The organism is Terriglobus sp. ADX1, from assembly GCF_036877645.1.
Classification (GTDB): domain Bacteria; phylum Acidobacteriota; class Terriglobia; order Terriglobales; family Acidobacteriaceae; genus Terriglobus.
The window spans coordinates 47,963-70,196 of sequence record NZ_JAEDXV010000025.1; the positions used below are offsets into that span (position 1 = coordinate 47,963).

At 57.0% G+C, this 22,234-nt stretch carries 24 protein-coding genes and 1 tRNA gene; 14 read left to right on the top strand and 11 right to left on the bottom strand.

All coding sequences use genetic code 11. The features are described from left to right. Positions 1-34 precede the first annotated feature (34 nt). From JAO32_RS15425 to JAO32_RS15445, 5 genes are all read left to right on the top strand, one after another. Positions 35-2,317 (top strand): hypothetical protein, encoded by a 2,283-nt coding sequence (locus JAO32_RS15425; RefSeq protein ID WP_334241978.1) that lies wholly within the window; start codon positions 35-37, stop codon positions 2,315-2,317. A 106-nt stretch (positions 2,318-2,423) separates the two neighbouring features. Beyond that, the gene (locus JAO32_RS15430) at positions 2,424-2,786 is read left to right on the top strand and encodes an ArsR/SmtB family transcription factor (RefSeq protein ID WP_334241981.1); all 363 of its coding nucleotides are present in this window, start codon (positions 2,424-2,426) and stop codon (positions 2,784-2,786) included. Between the two features lie 16 nt (positions 2,787-2,802). After that, on the top strand, positions 2,803-3,255 hold the full coding sequence (locus JAO32_RS15435; RefSeq protein ID WP_334241983.1) for an SRPBCC family protein: 453 nt from the start codon (positions 2,803-2,805) through the stop codon (positions 3,253-3,255). Positions 3,256-3,378: 123 nt separating this feature from the next. Then, complete coding sequence (locus JAO32_RS15440) at positions 3,379-4,131, top strand: DUF899 domain-containing protein (RefSeq protein WP_334241985.1); 753 nt, start codon at positions 3,379-3,381, stop codon at positions 4,129-4,131. 41 nt (positions 4,132-4,172) lie between these two features. Then, entirely contained in the window at positions 4,173-4,679 is a 507-nt protein-coding gene (locus JAO32_RS15445; RefSeq protein ID WP_334241987.1) for a DUF1801 domain-containing protein, read from the top strand. Positions 4,680-4,725: 46 nt separating this feature from the next. Here JAO32_RS15445 and JAO32_RS15450 read toward each other — a convergent pair whose 3' ends face one another. From JAO32_RS15450 to JAO32_RS15460, 3 genes are all read right to left on the bottom strand, one after another. Beyond that, positions 4,726-5,181: a GNAT family N-acetyltransferase gene (locus tag JAO32_RS15450; RefSeq protein WP_334241988.1), complete on the bottom strand. Its 456-nt coding sequence runs from the start codon at positions 5,179-5,181 to the stop codon at positions 4,726-4,728. A 298-nt stretch (positions 5,182-5,479) separates the two neighbouring features. After that, positions 5,480-6,652 carry a methionine adenosyltransferase gene (gene metK / locus JAO32_RS15455; protein ID WP_334241991.1) on the bottom strand — a complete coding sequence of 391 codons (1,173 nt, stop codon included), beginning with the start codon at positions 6,650-6,652 and terminating at the stop codon, positions 5,480-5,482. A 97-nt stretch (positions 6,653-6,749) separates the two neighbouring features. Further along, positions 6,750-7,211 carry a helix-turn-helix domain-containing protein gene (locus JAO32_RS15460; protein ID WP_334241992.1) on the bottom strand — a complete coding sequence of 154 codons (462 nt, stop codon included), beginning with the start codon at positions 7,209-7,211 and terminating at the stop codon, positions 6,750-6,752. 206 nt (positions 7,212-7,417) lie between these two features. On the opposite strand from JAO32_RS15460, the gene JAO32_RS15465 reads away from it, so the two are divergent. Continuing rightward, positions 7,418-8,530, top strand: a complete 1,113-nt coding sequence (locus JAO32_RS15465) for a cellulase family glycosylhydrolase (RefSeq protein WP_334241995.1) — start codon at positions 7,418-7,420, stop codon at positions 8,528-8,530. Positions 8,531-8,661: 131 nt separating this feature from the next. After that, positions 8,662-10,098: an adenosylhomocysteinase gene (gene ahcY, locus JAO32_RS15470; protein ID WP_334241997.1), complete on the top strand. Its 1,437-nt coding sequence runs from the start codon at positions 8,662-8,664 to the stop codon at positions 10,096-10,098. 202 nt (positions 10,099-10,300) lie between these two features. Here the strand turns inward: ahcY and JAO32_RS15475 are convergent, their stop codons facing one another. Continuing rightward, positions 10,301-10,684 (bottom strand): hypothetical protein, encoded by a 384-nt coding sequence (locus tag JAO32_RS15475; protein WP_334241998.1) that lies wholly within the window; start codon positions 10,682-10,684, stop codon positions 10,301-10,303. 96 nt (positions 10,685-10,780) lie between these two features. Here JAO32_RS15475 and JAO32_RS15480 point away from each other — a divergent pair, with 96 nt between their 5' ends. Next, the gene (locus JAO32_RS15480; protein WP_334242000.1) at positions 10,781-11,062 is read left to right on the top strand and encodes a hypothetical protein; all 282 of its coding nucleotides are present in this window, start codon (positions 10,781-10,783) and stop codon (positions 11,060-11,062) included. Between the two features lie 63 nt (positions 11,063-11,125). Here JAO32_RS15480 and JAO32_RS15485 read toward each other — a convergent pair whose 3' ends face one another. Then, positions 11,126-11,806: a DsbA family protein gene (locus JAO32_RS15485; RefSeq protein ID WP_334242002.1), complete on the bottom strand. Its 681-nt coding sequence runs from the start codon at positions 11,804-11,806 to the stop codon at positions 11,126-11,128. A gap of 220 nt (positions 11,807-12,026) precedes the next feature. Here JAO32_RS15485 and JAO32_RS15490 point away from each other — a divergent pair, with 220 nt between their 5' ends. Continuing rightward, positions 12,027-13,556 carry a TolC family protein gene (locus tag JAO32_RS15490; protein ID WP_334242004.1) on the top strand — a complete coding sequence of 510 codons (1,530 nt, stop codon included), beginning with the start codon at positions 12,027-12,029 and terminating at the stop codon, positions 13,554-13,556. Positions 13,557-13,624: 68 nt separating this feature from the next. Next, complete coding sequence (locus JAO32_RS15495) at positions 13,625-14,974, top strand: MFS transporter (protein WP_334242006.1); 1,350 nt, start codon at positions 13,625-13,627, stop codon at positions 14,972-14,974. 77 nt (positions 14,975-15,051) lie between these two features. On the opposite strand, the gene JAO32_RS15500 is transcribed toward JAO32_RS15495, so the two are convergent. From JAO32_RS15500 to JAO32_RS15515, 4 genes are all read right to left on the bottom strand, one after another. After that, positions 15,052-15,432, bottom strand: coding sequence for a helix-turn-helix domain-containing protein (locus tag JAO32_RS15500; RefSeq protein ID WP_334242008.1), 381 nt, complete (start codon positions 15,430-15,432; stop codon positions 15,052-15,054). A gap of 234 nt (positions 15,433-15,666) precedes the next feature. Continuing rightward, positions 15,667-16,182 carry a GNAT family N-acetyltransferase gene (locus tag JAO32_RS15505; RefSeq protein WP_334242010.1) on the bottom strand — a complete coding sequence of 172 codons (516 nt, stop codon included), beginning with the start codon at positions 16,180-16,182 and terminating at the stop codon, positions 15,667-15,669. After that, on the bottom strand, positions 16,179-16,928 hold the full coding sequence (gene fabG, locus JAO32_RS15510; RefSeq protein ID WP_334242013.1) for a 3-oxoacyl-[acyl-carrier-protein] reductase: 750 nt from the start codon (positions 16,926-16,928) through the stop codon (positions 16,179-16,181). The genes JAO32_RS15505 and fabG overlap by 4 nt, the downstream gene beginning before the upstream one ends. A gap of 47 nt (positions 16,929-16,975) precedes the next feature. Continuing rightward, the gene (locus JAO32_RS15515) at positions 16,976-17,533 is read right to left on the bottom strand and encodes a D-glycero-alpha-D-manno-heptose-1,7-bisphosphate 7-phosphatase (RefSeq protein WP_334242014.1); all 558 of its coding nucleotides are present in this window, start codon (positions 17,531-17,533) and stop codon (positions 16,976-16,978) included. Positions 17,534-17,728: 195 nt separating this feature from the next. Here JAO32_RS15515 and JAO32_RS15520 point away from each other — a divergent pair, with 195 nt between their 5' ends. The 3 genes from JAO32_RS15520 to JAO32_RS15530 all read left to right on the top strand — a co-directional run bounded on the left by JAO32_RS15520 (position 17,729) and on the right by JAO32_RS15530 (position 18,456). Next, positions 17,729-17,917: a hypothetical protein gene (locus JAO32_RS15520; protein ID WP_334242016.1), complete on the top strand. Its 189-nt coding sequence runs from the start codon at positions 17,729-17,731 to the stop codon at positions 17,915-17,917. A gap of 67 nt (positions 17,918-17,984) precedes the next feature. Beyond that, on the top strand, positions 17,985-18,302 hold the full coding sequence (locus JAO32_RS15525; RefSeq protein ID WP_334242018.1) for a hypothetical protein: 318 nt from the start codon (positions 17,985-17,987) through the stop codon (positions 18,300-18,302). Positions 18,303-18,380: 78 nt separating this feature from the next. Continuing rightward, positions 18,381-18,456: transfer RNA gene (locus tag JAO32_RS15530), tRNA-Ile, on the top strand. Between the two features lie 24 nt (positions 18,457-18,480). Here the strand turns inward: JAO32_RS15530 and JAO32_RS15535 are convergent. Next, on the bottom strand, positions 18,481-19,929 hold the full coding sequence (locus JAO32_RS15535) for a glutamate decarboxylase (RefSeq protein WP_334242020.1): 1,449 nt from the start codon (positions 19,927-19,929) through the stop codon (positions 18,481-18,483). A 63-nt stretch (positions 19,930-19,992) separates the two neighbouring features. Continuing rightward, positions 19,993-21,681, bottom strand: coding sequence for an aspartate-alanine antiporter (gene aspT / locus JAO32_RS15540; RefSeq protein WP_334242022.1), 1,689 nt, complete (start codon positions 21,679-21,681; stop codon positions 19,993-19,995). A 246-nt stretch (positions 21,682-21,927) separates the two neighbouring features. On the opposite strand from aspT, the gene JAO32_RS15545 reads away from it, so the two are divergent. Continuing rightward, on the top strand, positions 21,928-22,234 hold a 307-nt coding region (locus JAO32_RS15545), incomplete at its 3' end, for a hypothetical protein (protein WP_334242024.1).

The window sequence follows — 22,234 nt, forward strand, 5'->3', positions numbered from 1 at the left end:
ACGCGTTGGGTCGCGATACCATTGCCACGACCCCATGAAGACACTTGCTCTTGCTGCTTTTCTTGTCGCCTCGACTGCGTTTAGTCAAACCGTTCCGCAGGCGAATGATCGGTTGATCTTTCAAACGCAGAATGGCTGGTCGCCGCGTGTGAACGTGGAGGCGGGCTCGGTGATGGTCTATGGCATCAGCGAGAGCATGCCGGATCGCATTAAGTCGTGGAAGGACCATGGCTATCGCGTGACGGTGATGACCGGCGTGGCGTGGGGTACGTATGGCGACTATCTTCGCGGTGAGTTTGATGGCAAGCAGCACTGGGATGAGACGCAGCAGGAGTCAAGCGGAAAGCTGATTCTGCATGGCGGTAAAGAGGTGCCGTATGTTGCTCCTTCGGAGAGCTATGGCAAGTATCTGAGCCGCGGTGTGCTGCGTGCTTTGGATGCCGGTGCGGAAGCGATCTATCTTGAAGAACCTGAGTTCTGGGCGCGTGCGGGTTGGTCGGAATCATTCAAGCGCGAGTGGGCTGCTTATTATCACGAGCCATGGATTGCGCCGGACTCTTCGCCGGATGCGCAGTACCGTGCGAGCAAGCTGAAGTATTTCCTGTACCAGCGTGCGCTGGCGCAGGTGTTTGCTGCGGTGCGCGTGTGGGGTAAGGAGCATGGCAAGGTTGTTCCTTGCTATGTGGCGACGCATTCACTGATCAACTATGCGCAGTGGCAGATTGTTTCGCCGGAATCGTCGCTGCTGGATGTGGGCGCCGATGGATACATTGCGCAGGTATGGACGGGCACGAGTCGTGCGGTCAATGTTTATCAGGGTGTGAAGGCAGAGCGCACGTTTGAAACGGCGTTCCTGGAGTACGGAGCGTTGCAGAACATTGCGCGTTCCAGCGGTAAGCGCATCTGGTACCTGAACGATCCCATTGAAGACAATCCCAACCATTCGTGGACGGACTACAAGCGCAACTGGGAGTCGACGCTGGTGGCTTCGTTGCTGCAACCGGAAGTGAGCAGCTACGAGATTCTGCCCTGGCCGGATCGCATCTTCGGGCCGAAGGCGTTGCGCCCTTCCACGGAACCTACGGAGGCGAACCCGAAGCCACAGCGCACGTTTATCCCTTCCGAGTATGAGACGGAGTTGCAGACGGTGTTTCATGCGCTGGGGCAGATACGGGGACAGGCTGCGAAGTGGCAGGTGAGTGGCACGCAGAATGTTGGCGTGTTGGTTTCAGACACGTTGATGTTTCAACGCGCGAAGCCTCTGCCTTCCGATGCAGACCTGGGCAATTTTTACGGCATGGCGTTGCCGCTCATCATGCATGGTGTGCCAGTGGAGCCGGTGCAGATTGAAAGCACGTATCGCGGCAAGGATGCGGCGGATTTTCTCAAGCAGTACAAGGTTCTGTTTCTCACCTATGAGGGACAGAAACCGCCGTCGCCCAAGTTTCATGGTGCGATTGCCGCGTGGGTAAAGGCTGGCGGTGCGTTGGTAGTGATGGATAACGATGGTGATCCCTACAACCACGCGCAGGATTGGTGGAATGACAACGGCAAGACGCAGGTGATTCCGCGTGATCTGTTGTTCCGCACGCTTGGGCTGGATGCGGCGAAGGAAGGCACGCATCGCGTGGGAAAGGGCGTGGTGATTTTCCGCAAGGTGTCTCCGTCTGCAATTGCGCAGGATGTGAACGGGCCGGCTACTGTGTTGGCTGTGGCTAAAGATGCTGCGGCGCAGATTCATCTGCCGTGGCGTGAGTCGTCGGCGCTGGTGTTGCGTCGTGGGCCGTTTGTGATTGCCTCTGGTTTTGATAAGCCAGAAGGCACACCGGAGCGTGCGATTACGCGCGTTGCAGGGAGTGCTGTGGCTTCGTTGGATAAGAACAACACCAGCAATGTGGTTGCAGAAAAGGCGGCGACGCTTCCGCATACGACGCCTTCTGCCACAGTGATTCGCGGGCAGTATGTTGATCTGTTCGATCCGCATTTGCGACTGGTGCATGATCCGCTGGTGGGCGAAGAGGAGCGGCGATTGTTGTTGGACACAGCGTTCTTTCGAGCCGACAACGCGCGCATTCTTGCTGCGAGCGCAAAGGTTGTGGATGAGCGATCGACCTCGAACTCGTTGCAGTTTGCAGTGACCAACATTGAGGCCCGTGATGAGCAGGATCTGACGGCGGTTCGAGTGAAGCTTCCGCGTGCAGCAAAAGGCGCGACCGTGGATGGGAAGTCGATTTCGATTGCGAAGGAAGAGGACGGCACGGTCCTGCTGGAATTTCCTGCGAGCTCCACGCCGAGGCGGATCGTCGTTTCTTTCTAGCGAGATAGCGCACTTCACTTCCTGACCGATTCTCAGAGAAAAGCTGCCCAAAATAATTTGGAAAAGTTAGTTGCAATATATTCCTATATCGGAATATATTCTCGCCATGACACGAAGATCACATTCTGCGGATGTCTTCAGCGCTATTGCCGAGCCGCGGCGGCGGGAAGTTGTCGCGGTTCTCGCGGATGGCCAGGAGTATGCCGTCAATGAGATCGTGCTTCGCATGAAGATGGCGCAACCTGCTGTCTCCAAGCATCTGAACGCCCTGCGCAAGGCCGGGGTGGTAACGGTGGTCAAACGCGGACAACACCGCATGTATCGTCTCGAGGCGTTGGCTCTTAAGCCGGTGCATGACTGGGTGCGAGGATTCGAGCGTTACTGGACGCACCAGGTGGACCAGATCAAACAGCGTGCCGAACAAAAGGCGCTGGAGAGATTGATTCGTCTCGACAAAGACAAGCAGTAAACCCAAAGGGGGAGCAATGGCAGCCACAGTTATGGAAGGCGTTCTGCATGCCTTCGAAATCGTTAAGGAAGAGCGGATCGCGGCACCCATTGAGATCGTCTTCGAAACCATCCTGGAGCAGATGGGACCACTTAATTCCACTCCGGAAAAGCCGATGCCGATGGTGTTGGAGGCGTGGCCCGGAGGACGCTGGTATCGCGATCTGGGCAATGATTCCGGTCACTTCTGGGGTCATGTGCAGGCCATCAAGGCGCCTGCATTGCTTGAAATCTCAGGGCCTCTGTTTATGTCGAATCCCGCAGTTTCGAATTTGCAGTATCGGCTTACCGAAGAGGACGGCGAAACCGTGATGCGCTTTCGCCATCGTGCGATGGGTTGGGTTGGCGATCAGGAACGCGGTGTGGATGCCGGTTGGAGCCAGTTGATCGTACGGATTGTTTCGGCGGTTGCGGAGCGAGCGAGGAAGTAGCTATGTGTCCCTTTTGCATTTCGACTGCGGTATGGATTGCGGCGGGTGCTGTATCTGCGGGTGGAGTTTCCGCGCTTGCCGTAAAGGTTTGGAACTCAACGATGCACAAACAGGAGGTGAACAGTGACAACGAATGAGCAGATTGCGCGTATGAAGAAGCCGTCCGTGGTTTCTGCCGAGGAGTGGCAGAACGCATGGCAAGAGATGCTGGTGAAAGAGAAAGAACACACTCGTTCGCGCGATGCTTTGGCAGCAGCACGACGGCGGATGCCCTGGTTTGCCGTGGAGAAGGAGTATGTCTTTGAGGGGCCGCGGGGTAAGGCTTCGCTGTTGGATCTCTTCGATGGACGGCGGCAGCTTGTGCTGTATCGCGCCTTCTACGATTCGAACGTCTATGGTTGGCCGGAGCATGCGTGCGTCGGTTGTTCGATGGGCGCAGATCAGGTTTCGAACCTGTTACATCTGCATGCACGCGACACTACGCTGGTTTATGCGTCGCGTGGATCGCAGGAGAACATTGCTACGCTGAAGCAGCGCATGGGCTGGAATGCGATTCCCTGGTACACCATCACGGATGATTTCGATAAAGACTTCGGCGTGGACGAGTGGCACGGACATAACGTGTTCTTTCGAGATGAAGACGACAAGATCTTCCGCACATACTGGACCAATAATCGTGGTGATGAAGCGATGGGCAGCGTGTGGAGCTATCTTGATCTGACACCACTGGGACGGCAGGAGATTTGGGAAGATTCTCCCGAAGGCTATCCGCAGACGGAACCGTATAAGTGGTGGCGTTGGCACGATGCTTACGGCAAAGAAGATGCGAAGTGGGCAAACGTTGTCGACAACGCGACGGTGCTTCTTAATCTGTAAGAGTTCGTGGTGAGACATATCCTGCTCGTGACGAGCAGGATATGTCAGCAGTTCGGCTGCAGGAGTTCCGGACAAGCGCCGCGCCACGACAGGTAGAGGTTATGTTCCTAAGTCAGGGGGACTGCATGAACATACAGGAACAAATTCAGGAGTATATCGCCGCGCAGCAGGAACCCAAACGTGGCGATATGCAACAACTGCATTTCATGATTCTGGGGTTGAGCCCCGACTGCAAATTGTGGTTTCTGGATGGAAAGGACGAGCACGGAAAAGTCGTCTCCAACCCCAATATTGGTTATGGATCGCAAATGATTCCCTATGCGAATGGAAAAACCAAAGAGTTCTATCAAGTGGGAATCAGTGCGAATACAACAGGCATCTCCGTCTACATTATGGGTATAAGCGACAAGAACTATTTGGCCCGGACATTTGGTGAGCAACTCGGCAAAGCAAGCATTACCGGGTATTGCATCAAGTTCAAAACACTCACGGCCATCAAAACGGATGTTCTGAAAGCCGCAATTCAATACGGACTGGATCGTGAGTAAGCTTGCTGATCTCAAGCGATCCGGGCATTGCAATCATGCAACGCAATTAAAGCTTCAGCATCATTTCGTTTGTCTGCGTGAAGTTGGCTTTCTCATAAATGGGTTTGCCGAACTTCGATGCGTGCAGCGTGATGACCTTGTAGCCGCGTTCACGGCATAGATCGGTGGCCGCTTGCAGGATGAGTTTCGCGTAGCCTCTGCCACGGGCTTCGTCTGCTGTGTAGAAGTTCGTCAGGTAGGGGCGGCCAGGTTCGGTGTGCAGATAGTGCGGTGGGAAGTCGGCGAAGAAGACGCCTCCGCTAGCCATCACCTTGCCGTCTTCTTCCAGTAGCAAGCCCACATAGCGTCCATCAGCCAGACGCTCACGCACCCACGGTTCGAAGTTGATATCCATCGCGTTCAATTGCTCTTCTGTTGCGAACTCATTTGCCGTGAACATGGCGTGGCGATGTTCGGTGATGAGCTTCGTGTCTTCGACGGTGGCTTGGCGGATGGTGGACATCTCTGTGGTCTCCTTCAGCATTGCAGTGGTGCGAAAAGAATGCAGGTCCTTCGGCTTCACTTCGTTTCGCTCAGGATGACGAACTTCGTTCGTATGAGCTTCGCTGGCTGACGTAGTTGCGAGAAACTTTGAAGCGTATCGGCTGATACGAGTGCGTTGGGATTCTTCCCCTTCGACAGGCTCAGCGTCAGAATGACAGTCGTTCAAGTTCAAGTGGAAAGAAGAAGGGCGGCCTGTGGGCCGCCCTTACTTGGCTTGATGGGCGGCTTTGCTGCCGCCCTGATTGGGTGACAGCGATTTAGCGGGCGGCTCCTGCGAGCTGCTCGGCACCGGCTTTAAGAGCTGCAGCCTTGTCGGTCTTCTCCCAGGTGAAGCCTTCGCCCGTGCGGCCGAAGTGGCCGTAAGCTGCGGTGGCCTGGAACTTGGGCTTGCGCAGGTCGAGGGTTTCGATGATGGCCTTCGGCGTCAGTGAGAAGTTCTCGCGGACGAGCTTGGTGATTTCGCCTTCAGAGATCTTGCCCGTGCCGAAGGTGTCCACCAGGACGCTGACGGGCTCAGCTACGCCGATGGCGTAGGCAAGCTGAACTTCAGCGCGGTCTGCGAGGCCGGCGGCAACGATGTTCTTGGCGATGTAGCGCGCCATGTATGCAGCCGAACGGTCAACCTTGGTGCTGTCCTTACCGGAGAATGCACCGCCGCCGTGACGGCCCATGCCGCCGTAGGTGTCCACGATGATCTTGCGGCCGGTGAGGCCGGAGTCGCCCATTGGGCCACCGACAACGAAACGGCCGGTCGGGTTGATGTGGTACTTGGTGTCTGCATCGAGAAGCTCAGCAGGGAGAACAGCCTGGATCACATGCTCCAGAACGTCGGCGCGGAGCTGCTCCGTGGTGACAGCTTCGTCATGCTGCGAGGAGATGACGACTGCGTCGATGCGGACGGGCTTGTGGTTCGCGTCGTACTCCACGGTGACCTGGCTCTTGCCGTCGGGACGGAGGTAGCCGAGCTTGCCGTTCTTGCGCACTTCGGTGAGGCGTGCGGCCAGCTTGTGCGCCAGCGAGATGGGAGTGGGCATCAGCTCCGGGGTCTCGTTGGTGGCATAGCCGAACATCATGCCCTGATCGCCCGCGCCACCCGTGTCCACGCCCATGGCGATGTCCGGCGACTGCGAGTTGATGGAGGAGATGACGGCGCAGGTGTTGCTATCGAAACCGTACTCAGAGTGGGTGTAGCCAATGCCTGCAACCGTCTCGCGTACCAGCTTCTGGAAGTCAACGTAGGCCTTGGTGGTGATTTCGCCAGCAACAACGACGAGGCCGGTGCAGGTGAGGGTCTCGCAGGCAACACGGCTATACGGATCCTGAGCCAGGCAGGCATCGAGGATGGCGTCGGAGATCTGGTCGGCAATCTTGTCGGGATGGCCTTCGGTGACGGACTCAGAGGTAAAGAGGAAACGATCGCGAGTGGACAAAAACTGCTCCTTGAGGCGCTTGCAGCGAGTAATAGATATTCGATCCATTTTAACGCGTCATGGATGCAGAAAAGGCTGATTTAGAAAGGAATCGGTGTTAGTGCGACCTGTAAACGGATGGAACCCATTTCTTTTCCGGCAGATGCACGATGCCGCGATGCACCAGAACCCACAGAACTCCGGCTGCAAGGGCAAGGACGATGAGCAGCATGGCTGCTACACCAAGCCAGCGCAGGCGACGGGCCGGGGCATCGGTGACGCGGCTGCGATGTACGGCTTCGGCGAGTTCACGCCAGTCGTCTTCCCGTCCTTCTGTATCGAGGCCTTTGGAACGCATGGCGTCCTGAAAGCGACGTACCGTTTCGTCGACGTCGAGTCCGCAAAAATTTGCATAGGAACGGACGATGCCGCGATTGAAGACGCCACCGGGCAGGTCAGTATATCGGTCTCCCTCAAGCGCCTGAAGATGGCGCAGGGAGACACGCGTGGAAACCGAGACTTCGTCCAGCGAGATGCCGAGGGATTCTCGCTGTTCTCTGAGTTCCTGACCGAATGGCATGCGTTCCGTTGCTCGTATATGTGCTCTGCAGAGGTTTGCGACGCTGACGCTACGCCGTCATGCTACATGTAAGCCGAGAAAAACCAAAGAAACAGGAGAAGAAAAAGGTTATTACCGAACCCGAAACGGAACGGTTGATATTGCCAGCAGGGTCAAAACACGGTGCGGTATAAGGGGTGGCCAGGAAATTCTGCTTGGAGAATGTTGTGAAAGCTTGCCGTTTGTTTTTCGTTGTTCTTGTTGCGGTGTTTGTTTCGGTGATTTCGTTGTGCGCTCAAGAGCGCTGGTCTGCTGAGAAGGCAAAGGATTGGTATGCCAAGCAGCCGTGGCTGGTTGGAGCAAACTATGTGCCTTCCGATGCCATTAACCAGCTTGAAATGTTTCAGGCCGCTACGTGGAATCCGGCGCTGAATGACAAGGAGCTGGGATGGGCTGAAGGCATTGGCATGAACACCATGCGCGTGTTCCTGCATGACCAGTTGTGGGCGCAGGATCCGGAAGGATTCAAGAAGCGGTTGAATGAGTTTCTGGCTATCTGCGCGAAGCATCACATCAAGCCGATGTTGGTGCTGTTTGATTCTGTGTGGGATCCGGAGCCGAAGCTGGGACCGCAACATCCGCCGATCCCCGGTGTGCACAATTCGGGTTGGGTGCAGAGCCCTGGCCGCAAGGGGCTGACTGATCCTGCGTATGAGCCGAAGCTGGAAGCGTATGTGAAGGGCGTCGTTGGTGCGTTTGCGAAGGATGACCGCATCCTGGCATGGGACATCTGGAATGAGCCCGATAACGACACGCCGCAGTACGGTGTGATTGCAAACAAGACAGCACGCATTGATTACTACTTGCCCAAGGCGTTTGCGTGGGCGCGTAGCGTGCATCCGGTGCAGCCGTTGACCAGTGGCGTGTGGCATGACGACTGGAATCCGGGAAAGTTGAAGTCGACCGCGAAGATTCAGCTTGAAGAATCTGACGTGATCAGCTTCCACAACTACGGATGGCCTGAGGAGTTTGAGGCGAAGATCAAGGAACTGCAGCAGTATGGTCGACCGATCATCTGCACGGAGTACATGGCGCGCGGTGCGGGCAGCACGTTTGATAACAGCCTGCCGATCGCGAAGCAGTATCACGTAGGCGCAATCAACTGGGGTCTTGTGGATGGCAAGACGCAGACGCGCTATCCCTGGGATTCATGGCAGAAACCCTATGTGCTGTCGCAGCCGGTGCTTTGGTTCCATGACGTGTTTCATGCGGATGGCACACCGTATCGTCAGCATGAGGCCGATTTGATCCGGCAGTTGACCGGGCGTGGTTTGCAGTAGAGAGCAAATATGAACGCGCGACCGCAGCCATTTCGGCAGTGGTCGCGGCGTTTGTTGTTTGCGGAGTTTGCAAGCCGTGCAGTGTTAACCTTGGCAGTGAGCATTCTCTTAATCACGAGGTTTCACGACGCATGGCTACTGCCGTAATCGCACCCGAAGAAGTTCTCCCGTACAAGGTCGCTGACCTTTCGCTGGCCTCATGGGGCCGCAAGGAAATCGACATTGCTGAGCAGGAGATGCCCGGACTGATGAGCATCCGCGCGAAGTATGCCGCAGGCAAGCCGCTGCAGGGTGTACGTGTGACCGGATCGCTGCACATGACCATCCAGACGGCTGTGCTGATTGAGACGCTGAAGGATCTGGGAGCAGACGTTCGCTGGGCAAGCTGCAACATCTTCTCCACGCAGGATCATGCGGCTGCTGCCATTGCAGAGACGGGCACGCCGGTCTTCGCATGGAAGGGCGAGACGCTGGAAGAGTACTGGTGGTGCACGTACCAGGCGTTGACGTTCCCCGGCGGTCTGGGACCGCAGCTTGTGGTGGATGATGGTGGCGATGTGACGCTGCTGATCCACAAAGGCGTTGAGTTGGAAGATGGCGACCGTAGCTTTGTGGATGCCAAGACGGGTATCAGTGAAGAAGAAGCTGTGATTCAGAAGCTGTTGCTGAAGGTGCTGGCAGAAGATCCGCAGCACTGGCACAAGCTGGCGAAGGAATGGCGCGGCGTTTCGGAAGAGACCACTACCGGTGTGCATCGCCTGTACGAGATGATGCGCAAGGGTACGCTGCTGGTGCCGGCGATCAACGTGAATGACTCCGTTACAAAGAGCAAGTTCGACAACCTGTATGGCTGCCGCGAGTCGCTGGCTGATGGCATCAAGCGCGCTACCGATGTGATGATGGCGGGCAAGGTTGCCGTGGTTTGCGGTTATGGCGATGTGGGCAAGGGCTCTGCGCATTCGCTGCGCGGCATGGGCGCTCGCGTTGTGGTGACGGAGATCGATCCCATCAATGCGCTGCAGGCTGCGATGGAAGGCTTTGAAGTAACGACGCTGGAAGACACGTTGGGTCGCGGCGATATCTATGTCACCTGCACCGGCAACCTGGACATCATCACGCTGGAGCACATGCAGCAGATGAAGGATCAGGCCATCGTTTGCAACATCGGCCACTTCGACAACGAAATCCAGATGGAGCGCCTGAACAACTCTGGCGCTGAGAAGCTGGAGATCAAGCCGCAGGTACACAAGTACACGTTTGCCAATGGCAACGCGATCTTCATTCTTGCGGAAGGCCGTCTGGTGAACCTGGGTTGCGCTACGGGCCATCCGAGCTTCGTTATGTCGAATAGCTTCAGCAACCAGACGCTGGCACAGCTTGATCTTTGGAAGAACAAGGACACCTACAAGGTGGGCGTGTATGTTCTGCCGAAGCAGTTGGACGAGGAAGTGGCGCGCTTGCACCTGGAGAAGATTGGCGTGAAGCTAACGACGCTCTCACAGAGGCAGGCGGACTACATCGGTGTGAAGGTCGAAGGTCCTTACAAGGCTGAGACTTACCGCTACTAGTTGCTCGTGTTTGAAAGGGCGCGGCTTCGGCCGCGCCTTTTTCGTGCCATGAATAATGGCGCATTCAGGCATGACGCAAAGGCGCGGGACGGGATGCCCCTGGTAGTAAGGCGGCATCCTAGCCTGCGGTGAGGTGAAGTGCCATGCGCCTAAGTATTGTGTTGTTAGCTTCGAGTTTTCTGGTGGCTGGGGCCGGCATGGCTCAGACGACCATGACGCCGCCCACAGCCGCAACCCCCACGCAGCCGGTCGGACCCGCGACACCACCCAACGGAAATAGCCGTCCAACGCCGGGTTCGCCTGCGTTACCGACCGCTCCCGGAACGCTGCCCGAGCAACCCGCGACGGGAGGAGCAGCACAGAGCCCGACACAGTCCACGCCTTCCACGGTTCCCTCCACTACGCCGGGGTTGTCGCCGTCGCCTTCCATGACCCCGCGGGAAGGTGCTCCCACTCCCGGCACGCCGCAATCGAGTGGAACAACTTCCGGCACGTCTACATCCGGTACTTCGACGCGGACGCGTACCGGTGGCACGGGAACGAAGAGTAATTCGTCTACGACGACGACCACGCCATCCACGACCATTCCCAGTTCTCAGCCGGGAGCGCCGGGATCAAACGTTGCGCCTCATTAATGCGAGGGCAGACTTTTCTTTCTCAATCACGCAGGAGGTAAAACCGAATGAAGCATATAACGATGACAACAGCAGTACTGGCACTCTCGCTGACGTTTGCAGGCAGTCTGGCGGCCCAACAATCGAACGAGCAGGCACGGCAGGATGCTGCGGCGCAGGCGAATATGGATCAGCATGCGTCCAAGCAGCAGAAGAAGGCGGCCAAGGCTCAGGAAAAAGCTGACCACAAGCGTGAGAAGGCTCTGAATACCGGCGAGGCAAAGGATGCCGCCAAGGCGCAGGACAAGGCGGATAGCCAAGCGGTGAAGGCTGGCGAAAACCCGCGATAGTGCGTCGCATAGAACAACAAAAGCCCACCTGCGAGGGTGGGCTTTTTGTTGCTTTTGAAGTGGTTACTTCTTGTGGGCAGCGGTCCCGGCGACGGGTGTTGTGCCCTGTGTCTGGCGGAGCGCGCCTTCCACCATGGCGAAGACACGGTTGGGATCATTCGAGCCGCTTTCGCTGCCGGAGACGATCTGCCACTTGGTCGCGGTCGCCACCACAATGGTGGGGGTGCGGGTGACGTTCAGCTTCAGGCCCAGGTCATAGTCTTTTTGCACTTCTGCTGCGAACTTGGGGTCCATTGAGAAGGGCATAGCCTGACCGTGCTGCTGCATCCAGCGGCGGGTGAAGTTCTGCAGGTCGTCCTTGCTGTTCAGCGCGGGCTGCTGCACGAAGACGTCGTCGCGGTATTTATTGGCCAGATCCGGGCTCACACGATCCTGCAGGTAGCGGGCGAAGATGGCTGCATCCTTGCTCCAGACGTGCATCTGGAGTGGGAAGTCGTAACGGACGAGCGGCACGTGATACTGGGCAGCCGCACGCTCGATGATGGGGTTGGCGTTACGGCAGGCCGGGCATTCCAGGTCAAAGAATTCGATAATCGCAACCTTATGACCGGCGGGCGGCTTCAGCATGGAAGTGTCGCGGAAGGTGGAAGGGTCGGGCGTTCCGGCGAACTGCGCGTGGGCAGCGGGGACAACGGCAAGGCCGATGGCAAACAGAGAAGCGGCCACGGTGCGGCGAATCGACATGGGTTTCGGGTCTCCCGGCGCGGGCTCGCAGGCCACACATGCGCCATGTTCTGCATTTTATGACGTATGGCCGCACGGAAAGTCGCTGAAGACTAAGGTGGCGCACGATAAACTTTCCGCAACCGCCGGGCCGTTCCGGGAATCGAATGAAATGTCTGCCCCTTCCGGGGCCCTGAGTCAGAAAGCCTTGAGCGAAAGTATTTATACAAAAAGATTGCCGATGTGGGCCGCCGTAGTGCTGGCGGCACCGATGGTCGCCTCTGCGCAGACCCAGCCGGTTGCGCCCGTACAGGAACCTGCCATCCAGACTGCGCCCATGCCGCAGAAGCAGCCGCCAGTTGCCGATGCCATGAACCTGCCAGAGGCTCCGGCGCCGCAGGCTGTGTCGCAACCGGTGCAGGCAGCTTTGTCCGCAGCCAAGCCGCAGGATCTGGGCCATGGCGTAACGACCCCGGTTTCCACAGGACAGCCGCTGGCTCTTTCGCTGGACGATGCCGTGCGTTTGGCGTTGGAACACAACCTGACGATTTCGGTAGATTTGCAGAATCAGCGACAGATCAGCGGCTTGCAGAAGACGGCGTTCAGCGCGCTGATTCCGACCATGACTGCGGTGGGTAAGACGAATACGCAGGAAGTGAACCTGGCGGCGATGGGCTTTAAGCCTTCTTCGGTGGCTGCGTTGCTACCTCCGGGAACAACGTTTAATACGATCGTGAAATTTGATACGACCGGTGCGCAGTTGAATCTGTCGCAGCAGTTGTTCAACCTACCGGCGTATGAGGTCTACAAGGCTTCGAAGTCTGTAGGCGATGTGGCCAAGTGGCAGCTTTATCTGGACCGCGGCGACGTGGTGAATAAGGTGGCCTCGCAGTACATCCTGGTGCTGTCAGATATGGCTTCCATTGAGAATGCGAAGTCGCAGGTGGCCAGCGACCTGGAGCTGGAACGTCAGTCGCAGGCACGCAAGGATGCCGGAACGGGAACGAACCTGGACCTGCTGCGCGCACGTGTGGAACGTCAGACGCGGCAGCAGGAGCTGATTGCCAATACGGCTCAGTTTGAAAAGGACAAGGTGCAGTTGAACCGGTTGATGGGCCTGGCAGCGGATCAGCCGTTGCAGTTGACCGATGCTGTTCCGTACCACGAGCTGGAAGCACTGCCGCTGGAGACCGCAAACCAGGTGGCGTTGAAGCGCCGTAAGGATCTGCTTTCGTTGCAGGCGCAGATGAAAACTGCGGAGTTGCAGCGCAAGGCTGTGAAGTACGAACGCCTGCCGGCGGTGACGCTGGGCGGCTTCTATGGAGTTCTGGGTCAGACGCGCGGTTTGTATCACGGTGTGTTCTCAGCGCAGGGCGGCGTCAACTTCCCCATCTTTGAGGAAGCGCGTATTCGCGGTGACCGCGAAGTGGCCGATGCGCGGTTGATCCATCTGCGTAAGGAAGTGGATAGCCTGAAGGCATACATCGAAGCGCAGATTCGTTCGGCGATGCTGGATGTGAATACGTCTGACGAGTTGGTGAAGGACGCCACCAGCAACGTGGATCTGGCCACCGAAGCGCTGGACGAAACGAGACAGCGTTATCGCTCGGGGATTGATGACAACCTGCCCGTCGTGCGTGCGCAGGCTACATTGGCAAATGCACAGGCGCAGCTTGTGAGTGCGCTGTACCAGTTCAATACGGCGAAGTTACAACTGGCACGCAACACGGGCGTAGTGGAATCGCAGTACGATTCTTACCTGGGCGACTAAAGTTTCTGTACTCTGCTAACGGCAGATGCAATGGGTACGTCCTTGCTATGTCACCATAGAAGCCAGGGATGCCCGATTCTGCTTATTCCAGTGAAGTGCATCACGCCAAACGGCCGCTCGATTCTGAAGGCAAGGAAGGCGCGGCGTTTTCGTCGCGCAACTTTCGTCGCTATCAATTGGCGCGCATGCTTGCCATTCTGGGTGCAGAGGCGCAGTCCGTTGCCGTTGCATGGCAGATCTATCAACTGACACATAATGCATTTCTGCTGGGCTGCACCGGCCTGGCGTTGTTTCTTCCTGGCATCTTCTTTGTGCTGCCTGCGGGGCACGCCGCGGACCGGTACGACCGCCAGCGGATCATCGTTCTCTGCTATGCCATGCAGGCCGTGTGTACGGCGGTGTTGCTGTATATGTCGCTGGTGGGTGTGCGGCATGTGCTGTACATCTACGTGATGCTGTTCTTCATTGGCGCGGGACGCGCATTCAGCGGGCCTGCATCCGCAGCGATTCAGCCGCAGCTTGTGCCCAAGGGCGCGTTTGTGAACGCGATGACATGGGGCTCGGCGATCTTTCAGATAGCGAATATCAGCGGACCTGCCGTGGGCGGGTTGCTGTTCACGATTCAGTTTTCCGGCGCGATGGCGAAATGGACCGGTGCGCCCATTGTGTATGCGCTGACGATATGCACCATGCTGACCTTCGTGGTGCTGGTGAGCACGTTGCGCCCGCGTAAGGAAGTGACGGAGAGCCGTGCCATGTCGTTCCAGACGATGATGGAAGGCGCCCGCTATGTCCGCAACGCAAAGCTGTTGTTGGGTTCGATTTCGCTGGACATGTTTGCGGTGCTGCTGGGCGGCGCGGTGTCGCTGATGCCGATCTTTGCACAGGACATTTTGCATGCCGGACCAAGTGGACTGGGAATTCTGCGTGCGGCTCCGGCGCTGGGTGCGTTGTGTACTTCCATCACGCTGTCGTTGCGGCCCATACGACATAGTGCGGGCAAGCTGATGCTGGTGGCCGTAGGTGTCTTCGGTGTGGCGACGGTGGTGTTCGGGATGTCGAAGTCGCTGCCGTTGTCGCTGGCAGCGCTGTTTGTGCTGGGTGCCAGTGACAATATCTCTGTCATCGTGCGGCAGACAATTCTGCAGCTTGGCACACCGCCAGCGATGCGTGGCCGCGTGTCTGCGATCAACTGGTTGTTCCTTGGCGCTTCCAATGAGTTTGGTGAGTTTGAAAGCGGCCTCACGGCGCAGTGGTTTGGTGCGGTGCGGGCTGTGGTGTTTGGTGGCATTGGCTCCGTGATGGTGACGGTGCTGTGGAGCATCTTTTTTCCCAAGCTGCGGGATGTGAATACGCTGAACGCGGAAGAGTTGCTGAAGGCAAATGCCGCATTTGCGGCGAGCGAGCCGGTGGATTAGGGATCTTTCCTGATTGCAAAGAGAAGGGAACAGCACGAATGCTGTTCCCTTTCTCTTTGAATTCCGCTCGGAGCTTCTTAAGTTAGCGCGGTCTGGGCGAACTTCCGCACCATGGCCAGCAGCAGCTTGCGGTCCGCATCGGACAGATGGGAGCTGTAACGCTGAATCTGCGTGAGGAAGCGAATCTCGTCTTCGGTGAGCGCGATGGCCGCCACGTCGCGGCTGACAGGGTCGTCTGCGAAGAACTGGCTTAGCGGCACGTCAAGCGCCGCGGCAATCTTCTGCAGCGTCTCCAGCGACGGCACAGTGTGGCCGTTTTCCACGCGCGACAGGTAACAGCGTAGAAGCCCTGTCCGCTTTTCAATATCGCCTTGCGACATGCCCTTCTGCAGGCGGTAGCCGCGAATCGTCGTCCCGATGTTCATCGCCGCGGGGGCCGCCTCTTTTGCCGGAGGCATTGGTATCGGCATCATGATGTGCATGTCAGCCATTGACCAAAAGGTAAAGAGGCTAGTTACTGCTGACAAGAACAAAGTTCATGGTTTAGCGGTTTGGAACCACCGCGGATTCGTGACAAGGGAGAGACCAACGTCAAATGCCCCGAAAACGGTGCAAAGGCGCGGTGAAAGCAAATCTGCGAATCGGCATTCGCGTATTGCAAAAGCCACAGTCAATGGCGGCTTGCCCACAGGTTACAGCAAATCGACCTTCATGAAGAGCAGCCCAGGGATTGGATTCGTGTTGTGGCGTTCGGTTTCCACAAATCCCATGCGGCGATAAAGCAGGACTGCATCCGGCATGGCTTCGGCCACCGTGTCCAGCAGCAGTTCCGTGGCGCCCTGAGCACGCGACCACTCCATAGACGCCTGGATGAGCCTTCGTCCCAGCCCGGTGCCGCGTGTGGACGGCTCAGTCCAGAGGCGTTTCATCTCACAGCTTCCGGGGCGATCCTTCCGCTGTTTCACTGCGACGCAACCCACGGCTTCGTCTGCACGGAACGCGAGCAGCAACACCGCTTCCGGTTCCTTATAACGCTCTGGCAACGCGGCGAGTTCTTCTTCGTAATCCGCAAGGCAGATGTTCACTGGTCCGGCGGGGTTGTGCAACAGAAACTCCGCATAGTGCCGCAAAAGCAATTGCGCCGCGTGCAGGTCCTGAGGCCAGCATGCGGCGCGTAGAGTGATCGGGTTTGCGTCGGTGACGCTCATCCCATGTACAGGCCACCGTTCACGTCCAGCGTGTGTCCGGTGATGTAAGCTGCGTCGTCGCTGGCGAGGAAACGTACCGCTGCGGCAATGTCCGCCACCGTGCCTGCGCGGCCCAACGGAACGGCGCCCAGCATGGCGTTCTTCTGGTCTTCCGTCAGCACGTGGGTCATGTCCGTCTCAATGAAGCCCGGAGCTACGGCATTGACCGTGATATTACGGCTGGCAAACTCGCGTGCCATGGACTTTGTGAGGCCGATCAGACCAGCCTTCGATGCGGCGTAGTTTGCCTGTCCCGGTGCACCCAGTTCGCCGTTGACGCTGGAGATGTTGATGACGCGACCCCAGCGAGCCTTCATCATGGGCTGCAGCAGGGCCTGCGTGAGCAGGAACGCACCCTTCAGGTTGGTGTCCAGCACGTCGTCCCAATCGCTGGTTTTCATGCGCAGCATCAGCGTGTCGCGTGTGACGCCGGCGTTGTTCACCAGGATGTGCACCGCGCCGAGCTTCGCGACGATGTCCTTTGCCGTGGCCTTTATGGCTTCTTCGTTGTTCACGTCCAGCGCAAAGCTTTCGGCCTTGCCACCAGCGGCTTCAACTTCCGCCTTCACTTCCGCCAGCTTGGCTTCATTGCGAGCAGCCAGCGCCACTGTGGCTCCGGCCTTTGCCAATTCCAGGGCAATGGCCTTGCCGATCCCCTGCGATGCTCCTGTTACCAGCGCGACGCGCCCTTCCAGACTTGCTGCCATGCTCGTTCTTCCAACCTCAACTTTCAGGTGCGATTATACGAAGTTGCTTATGAGGACAGGGTGCGCAGTGTGGTCTCCACTTCGCTCAACGAGTCGATCTTTCGATACGAACCCTCGCATGGTGCTGCCTCTGTGTTGCCGAACAGGAACAGATGCAGGATGCCTGCTGCCGTACCAGCTGCAATGTCGGTGCAGCGGTCCCCCACCAGCACGGAACGGCTGATGTCGAGGCCGTGCTCTTCTGCTGCGCGCAGAATCATGCCGGGCGCAGGCTTGCGGCAATCGGTATCCAGTTTGTATTCGCCCACGCCGTGTTCGGGATGAAACGGAGAGAAGTAGATGGCATCCAGACGTGCATCGTGCGGAGCCAGTTCGTCCTGGATATGTTCCATCAGGATGTGGAAGTCGGCTTCGGTGTACATGCCGCGACCTATACCGGCCTGATTTGTAATGACGATGGTCACGAACCCCATCGACTGTGCGGTTTGAAGCAATGGGATGATGCCCGGAACAAGGCGGCAATCCTCTGGCTTCCACAGGTAATGAACTTCCTCGTTGATCACGCCATCGCGATCCAGAAACAGTGCAGGCCGCAAAGTCTTCATCCTTTATCTCTCCACGGTCTTCGCCGTGCGCTGGTTGTAGTTTTCGCCTTCCGCGAACCGGCGTTGTCGGTTGAGGAATAAACCCTTGTCTTCTATCGTCCCATTAATTTGCAGGCTGTGCGAAATGCGTCATCGTGGTGCTGCAGGCATCTTCGAAAGCGCTGCTGCAGTCCTAAGCCGGGAAGGAGTGAAGCCATGGCAGACACGCATCCGGCAAATCAACCTACGCATGTGGAACCGAGTGGTCCTCGCGGAGATAACCCCGCCACCTCCGGTTCCGACGACACACGTGTCCGTTCTTCCACACCGGAAAATAGCAAGGGAAAGATTAACCCCTCGGCACCCGGAGATACAGGAACCACACCCGGTACGAACGCCCAGTAAGCCATCGTTGTGCAGCGGATGTGCGGATGGTCGGTTAGAATTGGGCGGTACCGTTCTTTACTTACCCATGCCCAAGCTGACCCGTCCGCTCGTTCTGCCGCTGATTCTTTGCGTCTCTGTATCCATCGGATGCACGCGTGAAGTTCATGTGGAAGTGCCTGCCGGATTTCACGGACATGTGGAGATCCTCTGCGGCGATGTTGTGCAGGACAAGGACAGCACGATCCGTATTGGAGATTCCGGGATGCTGGCTGGTGTAAGTTGCCCGGCAAGACAGGGCCACCTGCTTATCGCACGTCCCAGCGGGCAGCCTATTCAGACACGCGAAATCTGGAGCACCACCGGTGACGGCATTGTTCGGGAAATCAGCTTCGATGTTCCGTAGCTGAGACGGTTCCATCACTGCGATGGAAGTGCCGGTAAAACTGCAACTGAATGATGTCACGTTAAAATCAACCCTGCGGGGCCTATAGCTCAACGGTCAGAGCAGGGGACTCATAATCCCTTGGTTCCAGGTTCGAATCCTGGTGGGCCCACCAATACATCGTCGTTTGCGGAAGCTATCAGCATTTAGCGCGTGACGATTTGTCTGGATGGGCGTGAAGCTCCGGCGGCGTTGCGTTCCCGCCATGCTCTTCAAGATATTTGCAGGCGTTGATGATGTCCTGTGCGAGCTCCTGCGCGACATTGTGGTTGATGTGCGGACGCAGTACAACACGAAGGCTGCGCACTGTTTCGGCATTGGGTGGCATTGTGTAAGCGGAGAGCACCCAGCCCTTTTCTCGCACCTTGTTGGAGACATCGAATTCGTTGAAGCGCTTTACCTTTTTGTTGAGTGTGACGGCGACAACGGGGATGCGCTGCGTGGTGTTCATGATGTCGAAGTAGCCGCTATTGACGAGGGTATCGCGCAGCGCGATGGCGTTATCGAGGGTGTGTTGCATGAGGCGTTTGTACCCTTCAAAGCCGAGTCGCAGCATCATGTAGTACTGCACCGCAATCTGGAATCCGTTGCGCGAGAAATTGAGTGTTGCGGTGGGCATCTCTCCGCCGAGATAGTTGACGTAGAAGACGAGGTCTTCGTGAAAGACCTTGCGCTCGCGGAAGATCACCCAGCCAAGACCCGGGGGAACAAGGCCGTATTTGTGGCCAGAAGCGTTGATGGATTGCACACGCGGCCAGCGGAAATCCCACTTGTAATCCGGATAGAGAAATGGATTGACGAAGCCGCCGGATGCGCCGTCGATGTGCATGGGAATGTTGTGGCCGGTGCGCTTCTCATAGTCGTCGAGCCATTTGTGGATGCCTTCGAAGTCATCATCTTCTCCTGTGAAGGTCTGTCCTGCGATGGCGACGACTGCGATGGTGTTCTCATCGACATACTTATCCAGGTTTTCGGCGGTAAGGCGATAGTTGCCTGGTTTGAGCGGAACAATACGCGGCTCTACATCGAAGTACTTCAGGAATTTTTTCCAGACAATCTGAACATTGCCGCCGGTGACCATGTTGGGCCGTGAAGCATCCTTGCCAGCCTTGCGGCGCGCTTCACGCCAGTTCCACTTATGTGCCAGTCCTGCAAGCATGCAGGCTTCTGAGGAGCCAACAGTGGCGGTGCCATAAATGTCCACCCCTTTGGGGCCATTCCAGAGTTGATGGAGCCACTTCACCATGCGTGTCTCCATGGCGAAGAGGCGGGGGTACATGTCGTGGTCAATGTAGTTCTTGAAAAGGTTGCGCTGCGCCGTTTCCAAAGCTTCTTCTTCGGCGAAGGTGGTCACAAAAGAGCTCATATTCAGGACAGGATTGGTGTCCGTCCATTCATCGCTTAGAACAACGTATTCGGCTGCGCGCGCCGACATGCCAGATTCTGGAAAATGATCTTCAGGTATCTCGAGATTGAACTGGTCGTACGGTGTGATCTTTTCAAGCGAGGTGGGAATGTCGGCTTCGGTCTTGTGTGTCAGCTTCTTTGCAGCGATATTGCTTGCCTTTTTTGTTGCGGTCTTCGACATAAATGAATCTCCCGATGACTGAATGAAGGCGCAGCTTCGGCGAGCCAACTGCGCGGTTGGCATTTACTTGAGAAGCATCACGAGGAACATCCCCCAGATGGTGAGCAATGTGTTTCCGACGGCGTAGGTTACGGTGTATCCAAGGCCGGGAACCTGGCTATCAGCGGCATCGCAGATCATGCCGAGCGCTGCTGTTGTGGTGCGTGCTCCTGCGCAGGCGCCAAGAAGAATGGCCGGATGGAAACGGAAGATGTACTTCGCGATGAACATGCTGAGGATGAGCGGAAGAGACGTCGCAAAGATGCCCCAAAGGAAGAGACTTATACCGAGGTGACGCAGTCCTGAGACGAAACCTGGCCCTGCTGTAAGTCCAATTACGGCGATAAAGACATTAAGACCAACGGAGTTCATGAACCAGACGGTAGGTTCAGGAATGCGGCCGAACGTAGGATGAATCGCACGAAACCAGCCTGCGATGATACCCGCAACAAGCGCTCCGCCTGCGGTGGAAAGTGTTAGCGGAATGCCCACGATATTGAAGACGATGGCGCCCAGGAGTGCGCCGAGAGTAATGGCAAATCCTATGAAGGCGACGTCCGCGACGTTGGTAGGGCGATCGATGCTGCCAAGCGTAGTCGCCGCGAAGTTAATGTCCTGCGTGCGTCCCACAAGCGTAATTGTGTCGCCGCGCTGAAGCGTGGTGTTGGCAAGTACAGGGATCGGGGTTTCTGTGGGACCGCGGCGAATGGCACGAACATAAATGCCACGGGCAGCTGGCTGAGAAGCGAGTTCTGCGAGCGTCTTGCCATCTACCTCTTTACGCGAGACGAAGACGTCGACTCCTGTTACTTCAGCGGCGACGGCGAGAAGCTCAGGGTCATCAACCTCAGTTCCTCTGTGCCCAAGTGCTCCGATGAGTTGATTGCGCTGTCCGCCGACGGCGACGATATCCCCGGGCTGCAAGACCAGATCGAGTTTGGCTTCTTCGATCTTGCCGTTGCGACGAATACGTTCCACAAAGAGGCGATAACCGTTGGGTTCGAGTGATTCCGCCTGCGCAATTGTCTTTCCAACAACAGGGCTGTCCTGCGGGACCTGAAAGGCGCGTAACTCAAACTGATGCCACTGCTGTCCTTCGCTGGTGTTGCCCCCGTGTGTCGCTTCGTACTCTTTGCATACTGCTACGAGATCAATGCGGAGTAGCCACGGGCCTATTTGCGCAAGAAGAATGGCAGAGCCGATAGTTCCGAAGATATATGTGACAGCGTATGCCGTTGGCATGGCATCGAGCATCGTCTTGACTTGATCAGGCGGCAAATTCAGCCGATTGATGGCATCCGTGGCGAGCCCCATCGATGCAGAGATGGTTTGTGAACCGGCATAAAGGCCGGCGGCTGAGCCAATATCATAGCCAGCAATCTTTGCAGCAACCCACGCTGAGATGAGGCAGAGTACACATTCAACAGCAGCGAACAGAGCCTGCGGCAAGCCGTCCTTTGCAATCCCTCGAACAAACTGTGGTCCAACGCCGTAACCCACAGCGAAGAGGAACATTAAGAAAAAGACGGACTTCACTTGGGGCGATACGGTGATTCCAAGTTGCCCAATAAGTACAGCGGCGAGCAATGTGGCAGTGACAGACCCAAGCGCGAATCCTTTGAAGCTCTTACCGCCAACCCAGTAGCCGATGCCGAGCGAGAGGAAAATTGCGATTTCGGGGTAGTGCCGTAACGTCTCTGCAAACCAATCCATGCGCTTCTCCAGTTAGGAACAAACAGAGTCGGGAAAACATGCGCCGTACTTGTATAGCTACTCCGATTGCAAAAACATACTGTAAGTCTTGTCAGTTTTTCCCATGGTCTTGATGTGTTCGACTTGGCGTTGCACCTTGCCCGCCCAGGCGTTTGACACTGCAGTGGAACGACTTAGTCCATTCCATTCGCAGATGAAGCTCTTCTTATAAAGAGCGCTGAAATTCGCTTCTGGCAGTGGAGGACTATGAAAGTCGCCGTGTCGATCCTGGTGTCTCTTTTGTATGTCATGATGCCCGCTTCTCTAAAAGGGCAGGAGCAAGGCGATCCGCGTGCTGCCCAGATCGAAAGCTTGCAGAAGCGCTTGAACGATATCCAGGACGAAGTGCGGCGGATCGAATCGCTTCGCGGTCAGATGGATCAGATTCAGAACGAGATCAACGCATTACAAAATAAGCCGAACACGACCGTTGCTGCGAGTGTGTCTGCGCCAATTGCCCCTCCAGTTGTCACCCCTCCCCCCAAGCCTGATGGCACGATCGTGAGTGTTCAGC